Annotated in this window: 14 protein-coding genes and 1 pseudogene; 6 read left to right on the forward strand and 9 right to left on the reverse strand. The window is 66.4% G+C overall.

Going from position 1 to position 17,328, the window contains the following annotated elements:
* Positions 1-141 precede the first annotated feature (141 nt).
* Together ACX80V_RS03060 and ACX80V_RS03065 are read right to left on the reverse strand one after the other, a co-directional pair.
* Positions 142-1,092: a tetratricopeptide repeat protein gene (locus ACX80V_RS03060; RefSeq protein WP_485841887.1), complete on the reverse strand. Its 951-nt coding sequence runs from the start codon at positions 1,090-1,092 to the stop codon at positions 142-144.
* A gap of 103 nt (positions 1,093-1,195) precedes the next feature.
* Positions 1,196-1,924: pseudogene (locus tag ACX80V_RS03065) on the reverse strand (M20/M25/M40 family metallo-hydrolase); the annotation flags it as partial.
* A gap of 33 nt (positions 1,925-1,957) precedes the next feature.
* Here ACX80V_RS03065 and ACX80V_RS03070 point away from each other — a divergent pair.
* Positions 1,958-2,584 (forward strand): RraA family protein, encoded by a 627-nt coding sequence (locus ACX80V_RS03070; RefSeq protein WP_485841888.1) that lies wholly within the window; start codon positions 1,958-1,960, stop codon positions 2,582-2,584.
* Between the two features lie 117 nt (positions 2,585-2,701).
* Here the strand turns inward: ACX80V_RS03070 and ACX80V_RS03075 are convergent, their stop codons facing one another.
* The 7 genes from ACX80V_RS03075 to ACX80V_RS03105 form a co-directional block, all read right to left on the reverse strand.
* A complete protein-coding gene (locus tag ACX80V_RS03075; RefSeq protein WP_485841889.1) occupies positions 2,702-3,604 on the reverse strand; it encodes an aldose 1-epimerase family protein in 903 nt (300 codons plus the stop codon).
* The gene (gene araA, locus ACX80V_RS03080; protein WP_485841890.1) at positions 3,601-5,121 is read right to left on the reverse strand and encodes an L-arabinose isomerase; all 1,521 of its coding nucleotides are present in this window, start codon (positions 5,119-5,121) and stop codon (positions 3,601-3,603) included. The genes ACX80V_RS03075 and araA overlap by 4 nt, the downstream gene beginning before the upstream one ends.
* A 45-nt stretch (positions 5,122-5,166) precedes the next feature.
* Positions 5,167-5,871 (reverse strand): L-ribulose-5-phosphate 4-epimerase, encoded by a 705-nt coding sequence (locus ACX80V_RS03085; RefSeq protein WP_485841891.1) that lies wholly within the window; start codon positions 5,869-5,871, stop codon positions 5,167-5,169.
* Complete coding sequence (araB, locus tag ACX80V_RS03090) at positions 5,868-7,625, reverse strand: ribulokinase (protein WP_485841892.1); 1,758 nt, start codon at positions 7,623-7,625, stop codon at positions 5,868-5,870. The genes ACX80V_RS03085 and araB overlap by 4 nt, the downstream gene beginning before the upstream one ends.
* 107 nt (positions 7,626-7,732) lie before the next feature.
* Positions 7,733-8,746 carry a LacI family DNA-binding transcriptional regulator gene (locus tag ACX80V_RS03095; RefSeq protein WP_485841893.1) on the reverse strand — a complete coding sequence of 338 codons (1,014 nt, stop codon included), beginning with the start codon at positions 8,744-8,746 and terminating at the stop codon, positions 7,733-7,735.
* Positions 8,747-8,854: 108 nt separating this feature from the next.
* Positions 8,855-10,075, reverse strand: a complete 1,221-nt coding sequence (locus tag ACX80V_RS03100; RefSeq protein WP_485841894.1) for an ROK family transcriptional regulator — start codon at positions 10,073-10,075, stop codon at positions 8,855-8,857.
* A gap of 11 nt (positions 10,076-10,086) precedes the next feature.
* Complete coding sequence (locus ACX80V_RS03105) at positions 10,087-11,361, reverse strand: FAD-binding protein (RefSeq protein WP_485841895.1); 1,275 nt, start codon at positions 11,359-11,361, stop codon at positions 10,087-10,089.
* 239 nt (positions 11,362-11,600) lie between these two features.
* Between ACX80V_RS03105 and xylA the strand changes: the two genes are divergently transcribed.
* The 5 genes from xylA (at position 11,601) to ACX80V_RS03130 (ending at position 17,276) form a co-directional block, all read left to right on the forward strand.
* A complete protein-coding gene (gene xylA, locus ACX80V_RS03110) occupies positions 11,601-12,791 on the forward strand; it encodes a xylose isomerase (RefSeq protein ID WP_485841896.1) in 1,191 nt (396 codons plus the stop codon).
* Between the two features lie 19 nt (positions 12,792-12,810).
* Positions 12,811-14,403 carry a xylulokinase gene (locus ACX80V_RS03115; RefSeq protein ID WP_485842054.1) on the forward strand — a complete coding sequence of 531 codons (1,593 nt, stop codon included), beginning with the start codon at positions 12,811-12,813 and terminating at the stop codon, positions 14,401-14,403.
* A 49-nt stretch (positions 14,404-14,452) separates the two neighbouring features.
* A complete protein-coding gene (locus ACX80V_RS03120; protein ID WP_485841897.1) occupies positions 14,453-14,947 on the forward strand; it encodes an SgcJ/EcaC family oxidoreductase in 495 nt (164 codons plus the stop codon).
* A 147-nt stretch (positions 14,948-15,094) separates the two neighbouring features.
* Complete coding sequence (locus ACX80V_RS03125) at positions 15,095-16,603, forward strand: fumarylacetoacetate hydrolase family protein (protein WP_485841898.1); 1,509 nt, start codon at positions 15,095-15,097, stop codon at positions 16,601-16,603.
* Positions 16,596-17,276, forward strand: a complete 681-nt coding sequence (locus tag ACX80V_RS03130) for a GntR family transcriptional regulator (RefSeq protein WP_485841899.1) — start codon at positions 16,596-16,598, stop codon at positions 17,274-17,276. Before ACX80V_RS03125 ends, ACX80V_RS03130 begins: the two co-directional genes overlap by 8 nt.
* Positions 17,277-17,328 lie beyond the last annotated feature (52 nt).

Consider the following 17,328-nt stretch of genomic DNA (forward strand, 5'->3'; position numbering starts at 1 on the left):
TGTCATGGCGGCCTCGAAGGCTTCTTCAAGGGCTGCCCGGTCCGGGGGTTGCAGGCGGGCATTCAGCGTGGCGATAACAACGCTGGTTTTCTTTTCTTGAATAGACCGAACATTATCCGCCCCTTCCTTAGCGATCGAGGATTACCAGAGCAAGTCGAGGTTGAGCACCTGGATTCCGTGCCTCCCGGACAGCCATGTCTCTATTACTTCGGCGAGGTCTGATTCGTGGCCAGCGAGTCCAAGTCGTTTCACTTCGTCCGACGCTGCGGGGATGTGGTCGTGTCCATCCTGCTGTGCACCGTGCGAGCATTCCGAGCACATCAACCGGATCCCGGACCAATCGTCGAGTCCGAGTCCCCGCTGCTCTAGGAGGTCCGATATTGCCTGAAAATCGTTGGCGGTCGCACCGACTACCTGGGCCTGCCATGTCGGCAGGCCGGATACTTCGAGACGTCCAAGCTCGTCGAAGACCGACACGTCCTGTCCGTCGAGCTGTCGGGTCCCTTTGGGTTCACCGTCGTGCAGGACAACGTCTCGGAACCGATGGCCGGACTCCGGCAGCGGAACGCTCGCGATGACTGCATGGGCCGGGCTCCGGCGCCAGCACCAGACCACCTCAGCATTCCCGGCCGAAAACAGCACCTGGTGAGGGAGGCTGGGCTGGTCGGGGTTGAGCCGGACCGAAGCCATGCCGCAGTCGACGTCGATGGGTCCAGCTTCAGCCCGAAACTTGTCCAGTCCGTAAGCGACCCACGCGTGCCGGGCGGTGGACCAGTCACCCACGGCTGTTGATGCGATGCCCAGGTTCCAGGCCGCCGGGTTGGCTCCGTTGAACTCTTCACCATCCTTCGCAGTGAAGAGTTCCAGCGCCCGTTTGTTGCGCTCCAGACTTTCCGGCCAGTTGCCAACGGCCTTGGACAGCAGACCGGCTTGAAACCAGCTGTAATAGGACTTCGGTGTCAGCTCCAGCAGCTCGGAGGCCAGCGCTGCCGCTAGGCCGACGTCTCTGGCCTCATCCGCAGCCTTCCAGGCTGACCACACGACGTGAGGTGACCGCTTCTTCCTAAATCCCATCCAGGTTCGTTCCACCATTCGAACAATATGCAGCTCGCCCAGCTATGCCGGGACGCCACGCGCAGCACGAATCAACGCGGCCGGGGTATCAGGGCATCCACTTCGCCGAGATCCGTCTCCCCTAGTCCTCCAGGACCCCGTTGCAGAGACGGTTGACCACTTCGGTCAGCATGGCGAGTCCGGCCACGATGTCCTCGTCGGTGGTGTATTCGTGTTCGTTGTGGGAGATTCCGTCCACGCTCGGGACGAACAGCATGACGGTGGGCACCAGGTCCTTCATGTTGATCGAATCGTGTCCGGCGAGAGTCATGACCTGCTTGCTGGACAGTCCCAGGTCCGCGGCAACCTTCGCTGCGAGCTCCACGCCTTCGGTCTGGTACGGGGTGACCGGCCACGAGTGTGAGTGGTTCCGCTCCACGCTGATGTTGGCGGCTTGTTCAATCGCCGGGATGCGTTCGTGAAGCAGGGCATCGGCCTCGGCCAGGACGGACTCGTCCGCGCTGCGCAGGTCCAGCAGGAGGTTGACCCGGGACGGGACCACCACGGGCGAGTTGGGGTACACGGTCAGCTCACCCACGGAGGTGTGCAGCACGCCGGGGAACCTGTCGGCCAGTTCGCGGGCGGCCACCACCAGCATGGCGGCGCCCAGGAGGGCGTCCTTCCTGTCCGCGATCACGGTGGAACCCGTGTGGGCCTGCTCGCCGTGGACCACAAACTCGTACTTGTTGGCCGCCCAGCTGGACTGCACCAGGCCGATGGTGATGCCATCACGCTCCATGCTGCGGCCCTGCTCGATGTGGATTTCGGCGCAGTAAGCGGCCGCAGGTCCGTCGTAGTCCCCCCGGCAGCCGAAATGTGTTGCGGTCCTGGCTGAGGCGGGACAGTGAGCAGCAAGGTCCTGGCAGGCACGCAGGTCCTTGCTGGCGTGGAGGCCGTCAGCTACCCCACCATCGGGCATTTCCTCGAAGACGGATTCGTTGACCCGGCCATCCAGTCGCTGCTGGACGGCGTGAAGGTGGCCGGGCCTGCGGTCACCGTCCGGATCGTCGGCAATGACGCGATCGCCATGAACCGGGCGCTGCTGGAGCTGTACCCCGGCGCAGTGCTGGTGGTGGACATGGACGGCGATCGCCGTCATGCCCCCGTCGGCGCGGTGACGGCCGCAGCCGCCAAGGCCCAGGGCGCCGCCGGCATCGTGGTGGACGGGGTGGCAACGGACCTGCTGGAGCTGCGGAGCACCGGCCTGCCGGTCTTCGCCCGCGGCACGTCATGCCTCACCACCAAGTGCCTGCACGGCACCGAGTCTGCGGTCAACCTTCCCGTGACATGCGGGGGCGTGGCCGTGGCCCCCGGCGACTGGGTGCTGGGTGACGATAACGGCGTAATTGTGTTGTCCCCGCGGGAGGCGGCAGCTGTCCTGGAGCAGGCGCTCGACTCCGATGCGGCCGAGCCGGAGCTGCTGGCACGGATTGCGGCGGGAGAACCGCTCAAGACGCTGCTGGCGCACTGACCCGTGCATGCACTGACTTGATTGTGCACTGACCAGCTTGTCCATTGAAGCGGCCGGCCCCGGCTAACTGCCGGGGCCGGCCGCTTCTGTGCGTGTCAACGCCACCACCACGCGGCATCAGGCGGCGAAGATGCTCCAGCCGGCCTGATGGCTGCTGCCCGGTTCCAGCTGCACGAGGTCCTGGCCGCTGTTGAAGGCGTCCGGTGGACAGGTCATCGGCTCAACCGCCAGGCCCAGCCTGTTGGGTACAGGGGCGGGTTTGTCTGCAGTATGTATCTGCAACCAGGGGCAGGTCCGGTCCCAGGCCATACCCACCCCGGTTCCGCCGGGGTCCCTGGCGATCAGCTGGGCGCGGCCGCCGTCGTCGAACTCAAGGTCGGTGAAGGCGTGGTCGATCTGTGTGCCGCCGATTGCCCGCGGCGCCCGGAAGTCGAACTGGTGGCCCTCCACCTTCCGGGTGGCGACCGGCAGCAGCCGGTCCGGCGTGACCTCAAGGAAAGACCCCGCAGGGATCCGGACGGTCCACTCATCCAGCGGCGCGGGTCCGGCCAGCAGGTATGGGTGCGGGCAAACCCCGTATGGAGCCGCCTCGTCGCCGGCGTTGGTTGCCGTGACAGTGGTGTGCAGCCCGGCGTCGTCCAGCGTGTAATCGACGTGGAGCCGAAGGTGGAACGGATACCCTGGGGTCCCGGCGATCTCACAGGACAGGCTCACCGCGTCGGCACCGCTGCGTTCAACGGTCCACAAACGGTCGAACGCGAGCCCGTGCAGTGCCGTGCCCCGCTCCGGTTCGTTGATGGGCAACTGGTGCTCGACGCCGGCAAACCGGTACGTGCCATCGGCGATCCGGTTGGGCCACGGTGCAGCGACGATCCCCCGGTAGTCCGGGATGGGCGCATCGGCGTCGAACGGCACCACCAGGTCCCGGCCCTGGAAAGCCAGCCGCCTGAGGGCACCGCCGCGCTGGACGACGGCGGCGGTGTAGTCCCCCGAGACGAGCTGAAAGTCGACGCCGTTCACAGGCCGCCGGCCAGCTTGTAGTAGGCGGCGTTCCAGTTGAGTTCCTTCTTGAACTGCTTGATGGTGGTGCCTTCATCGATGGTGAGGAGCTCGGTCCTGGCAATTTCGGCGAAGTCCTCGAACACGTCCAGCCCCACCTGCGTGGACAGTACCGTGTGGTGCGCAGCGCCTGCGGTGAGCCACGCGGCGGCCGAGGTGGCGAAGTCGGGTTTCGGCGACCAGAGGGCCCGGGCCACCGGCAGGTTCGGCAGTGGCTCGTCCAAGTCCACTACGTCGACGGCGTTCGCCACGAGCCGGAACCGGTCGCGCATGTCAGAGAGCGCCACCACAACGCCTGGGCCGGCGTCGGTGTCGAACACCATCCGGACCGGGTCTTCCTTGCCGCCGATGCCCAGCGGGTGGATCTCGACGCGCGGCTTCGTAGCGGTCAGGGACGGGCAGACCTCCAGCATGTGCGCACCCAGGATCTTCTCTGCGCCGGGGGTGAGGTGGTAGGTGTAGTCCTCCATCAGGGAGGCGCCGCCGGGCAGGCCGGCGCCCATCACCTTGGCGGCGCGCACCAGAATGGCCGTCTTCCAGTCGCCCTCGGCGCCGAAACCGTAGCCGTCGGCCATAAGCCGCTGCACGGCCATGCCGGGCAGCTGGCGAAGTTCGCCCAGGTCTTCGAAGGAGGTGGTGAAAGCGGCTGAGCCGTTCGCCTCCAGGAAGCTGCGCAGGCCCAGTTCGATGCGGGCACTGTAGCGCAGCGACTCGTGCCGCGCTCCCCCGGCCTTCAGCTCCGGGACCACCTCGTAGAGGCGCTCGTATTCCGCCACCAGGGTGTCGACGTCGGACTCTGCGGCGCCGTGCACGGCGTCGGCGAGCTCGTTGACGGACCACGTGTTGACGGAGACGCCGAAGCGCAGCTCCGCTTCGGTCTTGTCACCCTCAGTGACGGCCACGTTGCGCATGTTGTCGCCGAAGCGGGTCAGTTTCAGGGTCCGGACCGCGGCCCAGCCCGCAGACGCCCGCTGCCACACGCCCACCTGCCGCGAGACTTCCCGGTTGGACACGTGGCCCACCACGGTCTTGCGGGGAATGCCCAGGCGAGACTGGATGTAACCGAATTCGCGGTCGCCGTGCGCTGCCTGGTTGAGGTTCATAAAGTCGAAGTCGATGTCCGCCCAGGGCAGCTCAACATTGGCCTGGGTGTGCAGGTGCAGGAGTGGCTTGCGCAGCAGGTCCAGGCCCTGGATCCACATCTTGGCCGGGCTGAACGTGTGCATCCACGCCGTCACGCCGATCACGGAATCGTCCGAGTTCGCTTCCAGCGCGGTGCGGCGGATGGCGTCCGAATCGGTGAGGACGGGTTTCCAGACCACTTTGACCGGGACGTCGGAGGAGGCGTTCAGTGCGGCGGCAATCTCCTGTGACTGGGCGGCGACCTGCTTGAGGACGTCCTCGCCGTAGAGATGCTGGCTACCGGTGAGGAACCAGACCTCGTAGTGGCCGAGGGACGTGCTGTTGGCGTTGTTCATGGGTTTCTCCTGCGAAAGTTTGGGGGGTGGGCCGACGAGGGGCAGTTACTGGCCGTAGACGTTCTGGTAGCGGGCGTAGAGGGAATCGATCCGGGTCTGGTCGATGGCGATGGGTTCGCCGAGCTGGCGGGCGACATGGACGGTACGCGCCACTTCCTCGCACATCACGGCGGCCTTCACGGCGGAACGGGCGTCCTTGCCGATGGTGAACGGGCCGTGGTTCTGCATCAGGACCGCGGGCGAGGTGGAGTTCTTCAGCGTCTCCACGATGCCCTGGCCGATCGAGTCATCGCCGATCAGCGCGAACGGGCCCACCGGGATGGAGCCGCCGAACTCATCACCCATCATGGTCAGCACGCACGGGATCGACTCGCCCCGAGCGGCCCACGCCGTGGCGTAGGTGGAGTGCGTATGCACCACGCCGCCGACGTCGGGCATGTGCCGGTAGACATAGGCGTGCGCGGCCGTGTCCGACGACGGCGACAGCGGCGGGTTGCCCCACTCACCGTCCGCATCGCCATCCACCGGCACCCCGTGAAGGTCGGTGACCACCATCTGTTCGGGCGTGAGGTCATCATAGGAAACGCCGGACGGCTTGATCACCATCAGGTCGCGGCCGGGTACGCGGGCGGAGACGTTGCCGGCGGTCCACACCACCAGCTGATAGCGGGTGAGCTCGGCATGCAGGGTGCAGACTTCGCGGCGGATCCCGGCGATGGTGTCCAGTGTTTTTGCGGTCGCGGTGCTCATGCGGAGGCTCCAACGGTTGCGGGGGCGGCAGGTACTGCTGCGGTTCCGGCGCGGGACGCTGCGGCGGACCTGCGCTGGATGGCCTTGAGCCGGTGCATCACGTCGTTGGCGCCCCGGCCGAAGTAGTCGTGGAGCGTGCGGTATTCCTGGAACAGCTCCTCGTAGGCGGCAACGTTTTCCGGGATCGGCGTGTAGACGTCGCCGGGTTCCGAGCCCATGGCCGCCGCGGCTTCACGGATGTCGGCGTACTTCCCGGCCGCCACGGCCGCGTGGATGGCGGAGCCCAGCGCCGGGCCCTGGGTTGAGCCGATGGTGGAGAGCTGCAGTCCGGTGATGTCCGCGTAGATCTGCATCAGCAGCTTGTTCTTCAGCAGGCCGCCCGCCACGATGAACTCCTTTACGGGCACGCCCGAATCGCGGAAGGCGTCCACGATGGTGCGTGTCCCGAAGGCCGTGGCCTCCAGCAGTGCCCGGTAGGTGTCCTCGGGCTTGGTGGCGAGGGTCTGGCCCACCACCACGCCGGAGAGTTCGTGGTCCACCAGTACAGAACGGTTGCCGGAGTGCCAGTCCAGGGCGATGAGTCCGTGCTCGCCGATTGCCTGGTTTGCGGCCAGCTCGGTGAGGTATTCGTGAATGCCCAGCCCTGCTGCAGCGGCCGCCTGGTGGTATTCCGGCGGGACACCGTTCTTGGTGAACCAGCCGAAGATGTCGCCCACGCCGGACTGTCCTGCCTCATAGCCCCAGAGGCCGTCGACGATCCCACCGTCCACCACGCCGCACATGCCAGGCACCTCGCGAAGTTCCGAACCGTTCATGACGTGGCAGGTGGACGTGCCCATGATGGCCACCAGCTGCCCCGGCTCCACGGCTTTGGCTGCCGGGGCCGTCACGTGGGCGTCCACGTTACCGACGGCCACGGCGATGCCCTCCGGCAGGCCCGTCCAGGCGGCGGCTTCGGCGGTGAGGTAGCCGGCGGCATCGCCGAGCCGGCCGATGATGTGCTCGAGTTTGGTGCTGACGAAATCCTTGAACTCCGGGTTCAACGCGGCGAGGAAGTCCTCGGAGGGGTAACGGCCGTCCTGGTAGATGCCCTTGTAACCGGCGGTGCAGGCGTTGCGAACGTACTGGCCGCAAAGCTGCCAGACGATCCAGTCGGCCGCCTCCACCCAGTGGTCCATGGCGGCGTAGGCTTCCGGGTCCTCCTCCAGCAGCTGCAGGCCCTTGGCGAATTCCCACTCGGAGGAAATCAGTCCCCCGTAGCGCGGCAGCCAGGCTTCGCCGCGTTCGGCGGCCAGGGCATTGATCCGGTCCGCCTGCGGCTGCGCGGCGTGGTGCCGCCACAGCTTCACATAGGCGTGCGGGCGGCTGGCAAAGCCGGGCAGTTCGTTGAGCGGGGTGCCGTCGGCCTTGACCGGCACCATGGTGCAGGCCGTGAAGTCAGTGGCGATTCCGACGACGGCTGCCGGGTTGATCCCGGCGTCTGCGATCGCTGCGGGGACGGCGTGGCGGAGGACGTCGCGGTAGTCGTTCGGCACCTGAAGTGCCCATTCCCCGGGAAGCCGGGCGCCGCCGTCGCCCGCAACGCCCGCTACATCCGCCGGCAGGGCATCCGTGACCACGGCGTGCGGATAGTCGAAGACACCGCTGCCCAGTTCCTTGCCGTCACGGACCCGGACCACAACGGCCCGTCCCGAAAGCGTTCCGTAGTCCACCCCGATGACGTAGTTGTCTGTGCCGTCCACTGTGACGTCCATGAAGTCCTCCAAATAGCTGGTCCGGTGAGCGCGGATTGATTCAATTGTGAGCGCTAACAATTGGGACGTCAAGTGTCGGGGTTATGGCTGGGAAGATCAGGAGAGAATCAGGCGGGAGCGGACGTACTGCTGCGGACAACCAGCTCCGGCTCCACCATGATGGTGCCTGCGCCCGCGCCGCCCTCAAGGGCGCTCAGCATAACGCCCATGCAGCGCCTGCCGAGTTCCTCGAAGTCCTGGCGGACGGTGGTCAGCGGCGGCGTGAAGTAGCCCGACTCAGGCTGGTCATCGAAGCCCACCACGGAGACGTCGTCGGGCACGCGGACCCCCGCTTCGCTGAAGGCGCGCAGCAGGCCCAGGGCCATCTGGTCATTGCCAACGAACAGGGCCGTAGCCGTGCGTTCAGCGGCAAGCTGCCGGCCGATCCGGTACCCGCTGCCGGCGCTCCAGTCGCCTTCGATCAAGACGTCATCAGGCAGGCCGGCTTCGCGGAGCCGCTCACCCCACCCCTCGGCACGTGACCTGCCGTCCACCCAGTCCTGGGGCCCGGAAACATGGCCGATCCGGCGGTGGCCCAGGTCGATCAAGTGCGAGACCGCCAGGCGCGCTCCAAGCTTCTGGTCCACCAACGCTCCGCTGAAGAGCCCCCCGCCCGGCGCACCCACAAGGATCACGGGAACATCCAGGGTCAAGCCCTCCAGCGTCTGAACGGTACCGTCGTGGGGCACAATGACGATTATCCCGTCCGCGCCCTGGTCCGTGAGATGGCGGACGGCGTCCGAGATGGCACCCGCTCCGGCCTCCTTGATGCCCTCGATGCTCACAAAGTAGCCAGCCTCCCGGGCAGCCTGCTGGACTCCGAGGAGGGTGTTGGCAGGACCGTACTGCCCCATTTCGGCCGCGAGCACACCTATGGTCTGCGAACGCCGGGTGACCAGGCTCCTGGCGGCGGTGTTGCGCCGGTAGCCGAGTTCCGCAATGGCCGCCTCCACCTTTTCCCGGGTGGCGCTGCTGACATTGGGGTGGTTGTTGATGACACGCGAGACCGTCTGGTGGGACACCTTTGCCCGCGCTGCCACGTCTTCCAGGCGTGGCTGGCGTCGGTCAATGGTGTTGCCCATGTGAGGAACCCTTCGGTGGAAGACAAGGTGGTGTCCAACATTCTATGGCCGTGATCGATGCGGAAAGCTGCGCTGTCAGCCCGGTACTGTCGTCGCTACAGAGTGCACTCAGCGCACCTTCGCGGGTGGTGCGGGCAGGGCGCTGATGCCTGCCGGGTCCGCGAGCAATCGGGTAAAGGCCAACTCCGCAGCCCCGATCATCATGAGATCGGAGCCCAGCGCGGCACGGTAGATCCTGGCCCGGCCCGCAACCTCGTCCAGGGCCTGGGTGCGGAGCAGGTTGTCCAGCGTGTTCGGGGACAGTTCATGCAGAATGCCCAGGAACCCATCGAGGACGATCGCGTCCGGGTTGAACGTGTTGACCGCGTTGCGCAGCGTGATGCCCAGGTAGCCCAGCTGGCGGGCGATCTCCCCGGCCAGCTCGGCGGTGTCCTTCGCGCGGAGCGCCGCTTCGAGCTGGCCGGCGTCGCCGCCGCCCAGTCCTGCCAGGTCAAAGAGCCGGGACTGTGATACCTCGGTTTCGAGGCAGCCCGACGCACCGCAATGGCAGGTCTGGCCGTCGGTGCGCACAAAGGTGTGTCCCAGTTCCCCGGCATATCCGGCGGCTCCGCGCAGCAGCGCCCCGTCGGCAATAACGCCGCCGCCGATGCCGCTGGCGCCGCCGTTGAGGTAGATCAGGTTGCCGCGGCCGGCGCCGGCCCCGAAAATGAGCTCGGCTTCCGCACCCAGGGAGGCATCGTTGTCCGCCAGACACGTGTAGCCGGTGGCCTCGGCCAGCATCCGGGCCACGGGCTCGTCGCGCCAGCCCAAATGCGGGGCGCGCCGGACCACTCCGTCCGCGCGGTTGACCAGGCCGGGTACGGCCATGCCGATCCCGACGATCCGGTACGAGGAATCCAGTTCCGAGCGCATCCCGGCAATGACGGCGGCAGCGATGTTGACGGCTTCGCTGGCTGTGGGGATCCGCTCCGTGGCAAAGCGGATTTTCTTCTGGACCTTTCCGCCCAGGCTCACCAGTCCGATGGTGACGGCGTCCACTTCCGGGTTCACGGCCAATGCCGCCGTGGACGGATCAGGCCGGACGTCCGGGCTGGGACGGCCCACCTGGGCCTCGCCCGACGGCGCCGCTTCATAGACGAGTCCGAGTGCCACCAGCTGGCCCACCAGCGTCCCCACCGTGGACCTGTTCAGCCCCGTCCGTCTGGTCAGCTCCGCTCGGCTGAGGACGCCATGGTGGTGCACCAGGGTCGCGATCAGGGCAAGGTTGTTCCGCCGCGACGGATCAGCGTCGCTGGCCGTTGCGGGGAGGCGGGTTGCTGAGGACATCATCCGTGACAATATCAGCAGCCGAAGACCGCGTAGTCCAGGAACCGGTTGCGGAACTTTCCGGCCGGATCCAGCCGGCCGGCCAGTGTCCGGAAGTCATCAAAGCGCGGATACAGGGGCCCGACGGCGGCAGCACCGCCGTCGAACAGCTTTCCCCAGTGAGGCCGTGCGCCAAAGGGCGCCAGCTCCGCTTCAAGCAGTGGCAGTACCGCCTCGACCGCAGGCTGGTTCTGCCGCCAGGTGAAGTGCAGGCCGATGCCGTCGCGACCATAGTTTGGGCTCAGCCACAACCGGTCTGCAGCAATCGTTCGGATCTCGGAAACCAGCAGCAAAGGCGTCAGGAGCCCGGAAAGTCTGCGTAGTGTGCGGATGGCATCCACAGCGTGTTCCCGGGGCACCAGGTACTCGGACTGGAGTTCATCACCCTTGCTGGGCGTGAATTCCATCTTGAAGTGGGCAAGCCGGTCCGACCATGGCCCCGGCATGCCGAGCTGTTCAGTGCAGTTGCTCCCGGATACGCCCGGGAGCGGATGCCGGGCCGACAGGGCCGGGGTGCCGCCGAAGAAGTCCTGCCTGCCGGCCGGCCCGCCCGGATCCGCCACCCGGCTCTTCAGCCAGGCCTGCCCTACGGTACTGCCGCTCCAGTCGGTGAAGAGGCTGACGCTGTACGCGGAGGACGTCACGTCGTCGAAGTTTTCCAGCATCTCCTCCCAGTCCGGGTTCTCAAAAACGTGCTGGGCAACCTGGAAGGCCGGCTCGATGTCCAGGGTCACGCTGCTGACGATTCCCAGGGCGCCGAGTCCCACCACCATGCCGTCAAAGTCCGTGGTTTCGCCGCGGCGGGCGGTGAGGATGCCGCCGTCGGCGGTCACGAGTTCCAAACCGGCGACGGCGGTGGCCAGATTCCCGTTGCCGTCACCGGAGCCGTGCGTGGCCGTGGCCACCGCACCGGCCACCGAAATGTGGGGCAGCGAGGCCAAGTTGTGCAGGGCGAAGCCTTGCCGCTGCAGCTCCGCGGCGAGCGTCCCGTACCGCGTGCCTCCGCTCACCGTGACGGTCATGTTCTCAGCATCGACAGTGATGGCCGGATCCAGCAGGTCCAGGGCCGCCAGCGTGCCCGAGGTGTCGGCGATGTCGTTGAACGAATGCCGGGATCCCAGGGCGCGGATGGACCAGGCTCCGGCCAGCAGTTCCTGCAGCTCCTCCACGGTGCGGGGGTGAGCGATCCGTTCCGCCTGGTAGCTGAGGTTTCCGGCCCAGTTCCGTTCCTGCACGCGCTGTTCAGTCACGGCGTGAGTCCTCCATGGAGTCTGGTGATCCGGTTTGCTGTTCTGCACAACATAACAGCTGCGAGCGCGCAAAACCAGATATTTCGCGGGAGTCGACGTCCGGCACTCATCCCGGCTCCAAAGTGGTTAGTGGTTGACATCACGGATATTCATAATATGTTTGTGTGCAGAACAAAATAGCTGCGGCTCACCAAAGGATGCGGCATGCACTCCTTTCAAACCTAGCAACGGAGCATTCAATGACGATTCAGCCCACCCGCGAAGACAAGTTTTCCTTCGGCCTCTGGACGGTCGGCTGGGAGGCCCAGGACCAGTTCGGCTCCGCCACCCGCCCGCCCCTGGACACGGTCGAAGCCGTCAACAAGCTGAGCGATCTGGGTGCCTACGGCATCACCTTCCACGACAACGATCTCTTTCCCTTTGGCTGCTCGGCAGCTGATCGCCAGCGTGAGATTGACCGGCTGAGCGGCGCGCTCAAGTCCACGGGGATGATCGTTCCCATGGTCACCACCAATCTGTTCAGCCACCCGGTTTTCAAGGACGGCGGCTTCACCAGCAACGACCGCGGCGTCCGCCGCTTCGCCTTGCGCAAAGTGCTGGACAACATCGACCTCGCGGCTGAACTCGGCGCCGAAACGTTCGTGATGTGGGGCGGCCGTGAGGGCAGCGAGTATGACGCCGCCAAGGACATCCGCGGCGCCCTGGAGCGTTACCGTGAGGCCGTGAATCTGCTCGGCGACTACGTTACAGACAAGGGCTACAACATCCGCTTCGCCATCGAACCGAAGCCGAACGAACCCCGCGGCGACATCCTGCTCCCCACCCTGGGACACGCCCTCGCGTTCATCGAGACCCTGGAACGTCCCGAACTCGTGGGCGTCAACCCCGAGACAGGCCACGAGCAGATGGCCGGCCTCAACTTCACGCACGGCATCGCCCAGGCCCTGTACCAGGGCAAGCTGTTCCACATCGACCTCAACGGCCAGCGCAGCATCAAGTTCGACCAGGACCTGGTGTTCGGCCACGGCGACCTGCAGAACGCGTTCTCCCTGGTGGACCTGCTCGAAAATGGCGGACCCGACGGCGGCCCCGCCTACAGCGGCCCGCGCCACTTCGACTACAAGCCCAGCCGCACCGAGGATATCGACGGTGTGTGGGACTCCGCCGCCGCCAACATGCAGACCTACCTGCTGCTGAAGGAACGCGCGAAGGCCTTCCGCGCAGACCCGGAGGTGCAGGAAGCGCTGCTGGCTTCCCGCGTTGCCCAAATCAACGAACCCACGCTCAACCCGGGCGAAGGCTACGAGCAGCTTCGCGCGGACCGTGCTTCCTACGAGGATTTCGACGCCGATGCCTACTTTGGCGGCAAGGGCTTCGGATTCGTAAAACTCCAGCAGCTCTTCATTGAGCACCTTCTCGGAGCGCGCTGATACTGTGGCGGCTGCTTCCTTGAACCTTGTTGCCGGGGTTGACTCCTCTACCCAAAGTTGCAAAGTTGCGGTCTTGGATGCCCAAAGCGGTGTCCTTGTCCGCGAGGGCCGGGCGAGCCACCCGGACGGGACGGAAGTCCATCCGGACCATTGGTGGCGGGCCCTGGCCGAAGCCATCGACGACGCCGGCGGGCTGGCGGACGTGGACGCGCTGTCCGTCGCGGGCCAGCAGCACGGCATGGTCCTGCTGGACCGCGACGGAAACGTGGTGCGGCCCGCGCTCCTGTGGAACGACACCCGCTCCGCGGCAGCTGCAGCGGCACTGATCGACGAGGTGGGGGCCGGGGATTTTGCCCGGCGGACCGGTCTGGTGCCCGTGGCGTCCTTCACGGTCACCAAGGTCCGCTGGGTGAGGGACAACGAGCCCGAAAATGTGGCCAGGGTGGCCGCCGTCGCCCTCCCCCATGACTGGCTGAGCTGGCGTCTGCGCGGATACGGTCCGGCCGGGGCCAGCCCGCTGGGCCCGGATCTGGACGCCCTCACCACGGACCGCTCGGATGCCAGCGGGACCGGCTACTGGAGCCCCGCATCCGGCAGCTATGACCTCGACCTGTTCCGGCTGGCCTTCGGCAGGGACGCACGCGAAGCACGTCACGAGCCGGAAACGGCTGGAGCTGCACGGGTTTCGGCTGCCCGCGCGTTGGATGGGGCTGTCATCCTGCCGCGCGTGCTGGCCGCCGGCGAATCCGCCGGCCGTGTTCATCCGCTCTGTCTTGCCGGGAGCAACACCCACGCAGGCTCAGTTACGGATGCTGGCGCAAGTGGTGGCGGCGGGCGGGGTGAGATCCTGCTCGGCGCCGGCGCCGGGGATAACGCAGCCGCAGCTTTGGGCCTGGGTACCAGGCCCGGGGATGTGGTGGTCTCGGTCGGCACCAGTGGAACTGTCTTCGCTGTCGCATCCGAAGCTGGCCATGATCCCAGCGGAACAGTTGCCGGCTTCGCAGACGCAGGCGGCGACTATCTGCCCATCGCCGTGACGCTGAACGCCGCCAGGGTGCTGAGCTCCATGGCCGCGCTGCTGGACATCGGTTTTGATGAGCTCTCCCGGCTGGCACTGGAAGCGGCGCCCGGGGCTGGCGGCGTGGTTCTGGTGCCCTATTTTGAGGGCGAACGCACCCCCAACCTGCCGCACGCCAAGGCCAGCCTGCACGGCCTCAGCATCGCGTCCGCAACCCGGAGCAACATTGCCCGGGCGGCCATCGAAGGGATGCTGTGCGGATTGTCCGGTGGCCTGGCAGCCTTGCAGGCGTTGGGCTATCCGGCACGGCGGCTGCTGCTGATCGGCGGAGCCGTGCAGAACCCGGCGGTACAGAAGATCGCGTCACAGGTGTTTGACCTCCCGGTGGTGGTGCCAAGTCCCGGCGAGTACGTGGCCCGCGGCGCCGCCGTACAGGCCGCATGGGCACTCACGGGAGCCCGTCCCGACTGGCCTGTGGCACTTGCCGCGGCACCGGCGTCGGACTTTCAGCCCGTCATCGGCGAGCAGTACGCGCGGGCCTGCGGGCATATTGCCCAGGACAGCCGGGCCGCCGTGTCTTCGACCTCCAGCTAGCCTACCTCCAGTCAGCACCGTGGTGGGTCGCTAAGGTTCTCCTGTAAGGATGAAGTCCCCAAGAGCCCGAAAGTGCCATATCCAATGCCCAGTAACACGTGGGATCGCCGAAGAGTTCGCTGCTGCCTGGAACGCGGCGGATCCGGAGGCCTTGGCGGCCCTCTTTGTAGAGGACGCCGACTTCGTTAACGTTGTCGGTCTTTGGTGGACGAACCGGCATCAGATCCGTGAAAACCATGCCATTGGGTTCCGGCGCATGTTCCCGGACACCGTGATGGTGCTGGAGCGCGTCAGGGTCCGCGACCTCGGCACTGAGGTGGCCGTGGTTCACGCCCGGTGGACCATGACCGGGCAGATTAACCCCGCTGGGGAGAAAACAGGGACGAGGCGCGGAGTCATCAGCTTCACTGCCACCCGCCAATCGAATAGCCATTGGCTCGCAGTAAGCGCCCAAAACACCGATATCGTCCCCGGGACGCAAACGCACGTTTCCTCAGAAGAAGGACTCGTCCCTGAGACTTACTTGTCTCGGGCACATTCCTAGCCGACACCGTAGTGGTTCCGACGCCGACGACAGCAACGCCTGGCAACGCCTGGCAACGATCACACAATTGACCACACCCATTGACGTCGCAAGGGATATCTGCAATATTCCTTCGTATACGATTTCGTACTCGATGAGGAGCAGCACTTGGATCAGGTCACCGAGCACACTCTGGCCGCGGCCCGCAAGGTCATCGCGGTGCACATCAATTACCCCAGCCGGGCAGCCCAGCGTGGCCGCACGCCGGAGCAGCCCTCCTACTTCCTGAAGCCCCCCTCCTCGCTGGCGCATGGTTCGGCCGAGGCCCCTTCCGTTGTGGAGCGTCCGGCCGGCTGTGAACTCCTCGGCTTTGAGGGCGAGGTCGCCCTGATCATCGGCAAGCCCGCCCGACGCGTCGTTGTGGAGGACGCCTGGAGCCATGTCGAGTGGGTGACCGCCAGCAACGACCTCGGCGTCTACGATCTCCGCTACGCGGACAAGGGCTCCAACCTCCGGTCCAAGGGCGGCGACGGCTTCACTCCGATCGGTCCCGGTTTGATCCCCGCGGATGCCGTGGATCCGGCCCAATTGCGTATCCGCACCTGGCACAACGGCGATCTGGTCCAGGACGACACCACCGCGGACCTCCTCTTCCCGTTCGCGCGCCTCGTCGCCGACCTGTCCCAGCTGTTGACGCTAGAGGAGGGCGACATCATCCTGACCGGCACCCCCGCCGGCGCCTCCGTGGCCAAGCCCGGCGACGTCGTCGAGGTTGAAGTCAGCACGACGACGGGAGCCACCGGCGGCGCTGAAGTCACCACGGGGCGTCTGGTCACCCGGGTGGAGGAAGGCACGACGGCGTTCGCTGACTTTGGTGCGCAGCCCAAGGCAGATGACGCGCAGCGGGAGGAGGCGTACGGTTCGCGCGCAGCGGCGGGCCTGGCACTCGTGGAGGCTGCCGCCGTCGGGCATGTCCTGACCCCTGCACTGAAAGCCAAACTGGAAAGCGTCTGCACCGCCACGCTCTCCTCCCAGCTGCGCAAGCGCGGCCTGAACAACGTCAGCATCGACGGCCTGACTTCCACCCGCCCGGAAAAGCGGATCGTGGGCCTGGCCCGGACCCTGCGATATGTGCCCAACCGCGAGGACCTGTTCAAGACCCACGGCGGCGGTTTCAACGCCCAGAAGCAGGCAATCGACTCCGTCAACGAGGGCGAGATCCTGGTCATGGAGGCCCGCGGCGAGAAGGGCACCGGCACCATCGGTGACATCCTGGCACTGCGGGCCCAGGTCCGCGGGGCCGCGGCCATCATCACCGACGGCGGCGTCCGGGACTTCGCCGCCGTCGCGGCCATGGACATGCCCACGTACTACGCCAATCCGCACCCCGCCGTCCTGGGGCGCCGGCACATCCCGTGGGACACGGACATCACCATCGCCTGCGGCGGCACCACCGTGCAGCCCGGCGACATCATCGTGGCGGACTCGGACGGCATCCTGGTCATCCCGCCAGCTCTGGCCGCAGAGCTGGCGGACGACTCCATCATCCAGGAGCGTGAGGAAACGTTCATCGCGGAAATGGTGGCGCAGGGCCACAGCGTGGACGGCCTCTACCCACTGAACGCGGCCTGGCGGATGAAGTACGTGGGATGGGAAGCAGGCAAAGCCAATGACTGAGACGTTGATGGCGACAGGCAGCAAATCCGAACAGGCCTACGCGGCCGTCAAGGCCCGGATCGTGGACGGGACCTACTCCCCCGGCTACCGGCTGGTCCTGGCCGCCATCGCCAAGGATCTGGGCATCAGCGTGGTCCCGGTCCGTGAAGCGATCCGGCGCCTCGAGGCCGAAGGACTGGTGACGTTCGAGCGGAACGTCGGCGCTACGGTCTCCGGGATCGACCCCACCGAGTACCTCTACACGATGCAGACCCTGAGCATCGTCGAAGGAGCCGCCACCGCATTGTCCGCGCCGCTGATTGGCCCGGCGGACATTGCACGCGCCCGGGCCGTGAACGAGGACATGCGGGAATGCCTCCAGCACTTCGACCCCGTCCGCTTCACGGCGCTGAACCAGGACTTCCACAGCATCCTCTTTGAGCGCTGCCCAAACCCGCACATCCTGGACCTGGTCCACCGGGGCTGGAACCGGCTCGCCTCGCTGCGGTCTTCGACGTTCCGCTTCGTCCCGGGCCGTGCCCACGAATCGGTGGATGAGCACGAAGCGCTGCTCCGGCTCATCGAGGCCGGCGCCGGCGCGGAAGAGATTGAGAAATCCGCCCGCCGGCACCGCGCCGCCACCCTGGACGCGTACCTCGCCCAAAGCAACGCGGGGTCACCTAACGCCCGATAAACGGCCCCGCATGGGCAAGAAGTGACCCCGCGTTGCATCAGAAGCAAAGGAA

Source organism: Pseudarthrobacter arbutini, assembly GCF_054510915.1.

Excerpts from the sequence above, each read along its gene's own strand:
- xylA (WP_485841896.1), top strand. The coding sequence starts at position 11,601 with ATGACGATTCAGCCCACCCGCGAAGACAAGTTTTCCTTCGGCCTCTGG.
- araA (WP_485841890.1), bottom strand. The coding sequence starts at position 5,121 with ATGAACAACGCCAACAGCACGTCCCTCGGCCACTACGAGGTCTGGTTC.
- ACX80V_RS03130 (WP_485841899.1), top strand. The coding sequence starts at position 16,596 with ATGACTGAGACGTTGATGGCGACAGGCAGCAAATCCGAACAGGCCTAC.
- araB (WP_485841892.1), bottom strand. The coding sequence starts at position 7,625 with ATGGACGTCACAGTGGACGGCACAGACAACTACGTCATCGGGGTGGAC.
- ACX80V_RS03085 (WP_485841891.1), bottom strand. The coding sequence starts at position 5,871 with ATGAGCACCGCGACCGCAAAAACACTGGACACCATCGCCGGGATCCGC.
- ACX80V_RS03100 (WP_485841894.1), bottom strand. The coding sequence starts at position 10,075 with ATGATGTCCTCAGCAACCCGCCTCCCCGCAACGGCCAGCGACGCTGAT.
- ACX80V_RS03060 (WP_485841887.1), bottom strand. The coding sequence starts at position 1,092 with ATGGTGGAACGAACCTGGATGGGATTTAGGAAGAAGCGGTCACCTCAC.
- ACX80V_RS03095 (WP_485841893.1), bottom strand. The coding sequence starts at position 8,746 with ATGGGCAACACCATTGACCGACGCCAGCCACGCCTGGAAGACGTGGCA.
- ACX80V_RS03120 (WP_485841897.1), top strand. The coding sequence starts at position 14,453 with ATGAAGTCCCCAAGAGCCCGAAAGTGCCATATCCAATGCCCAGTAACA.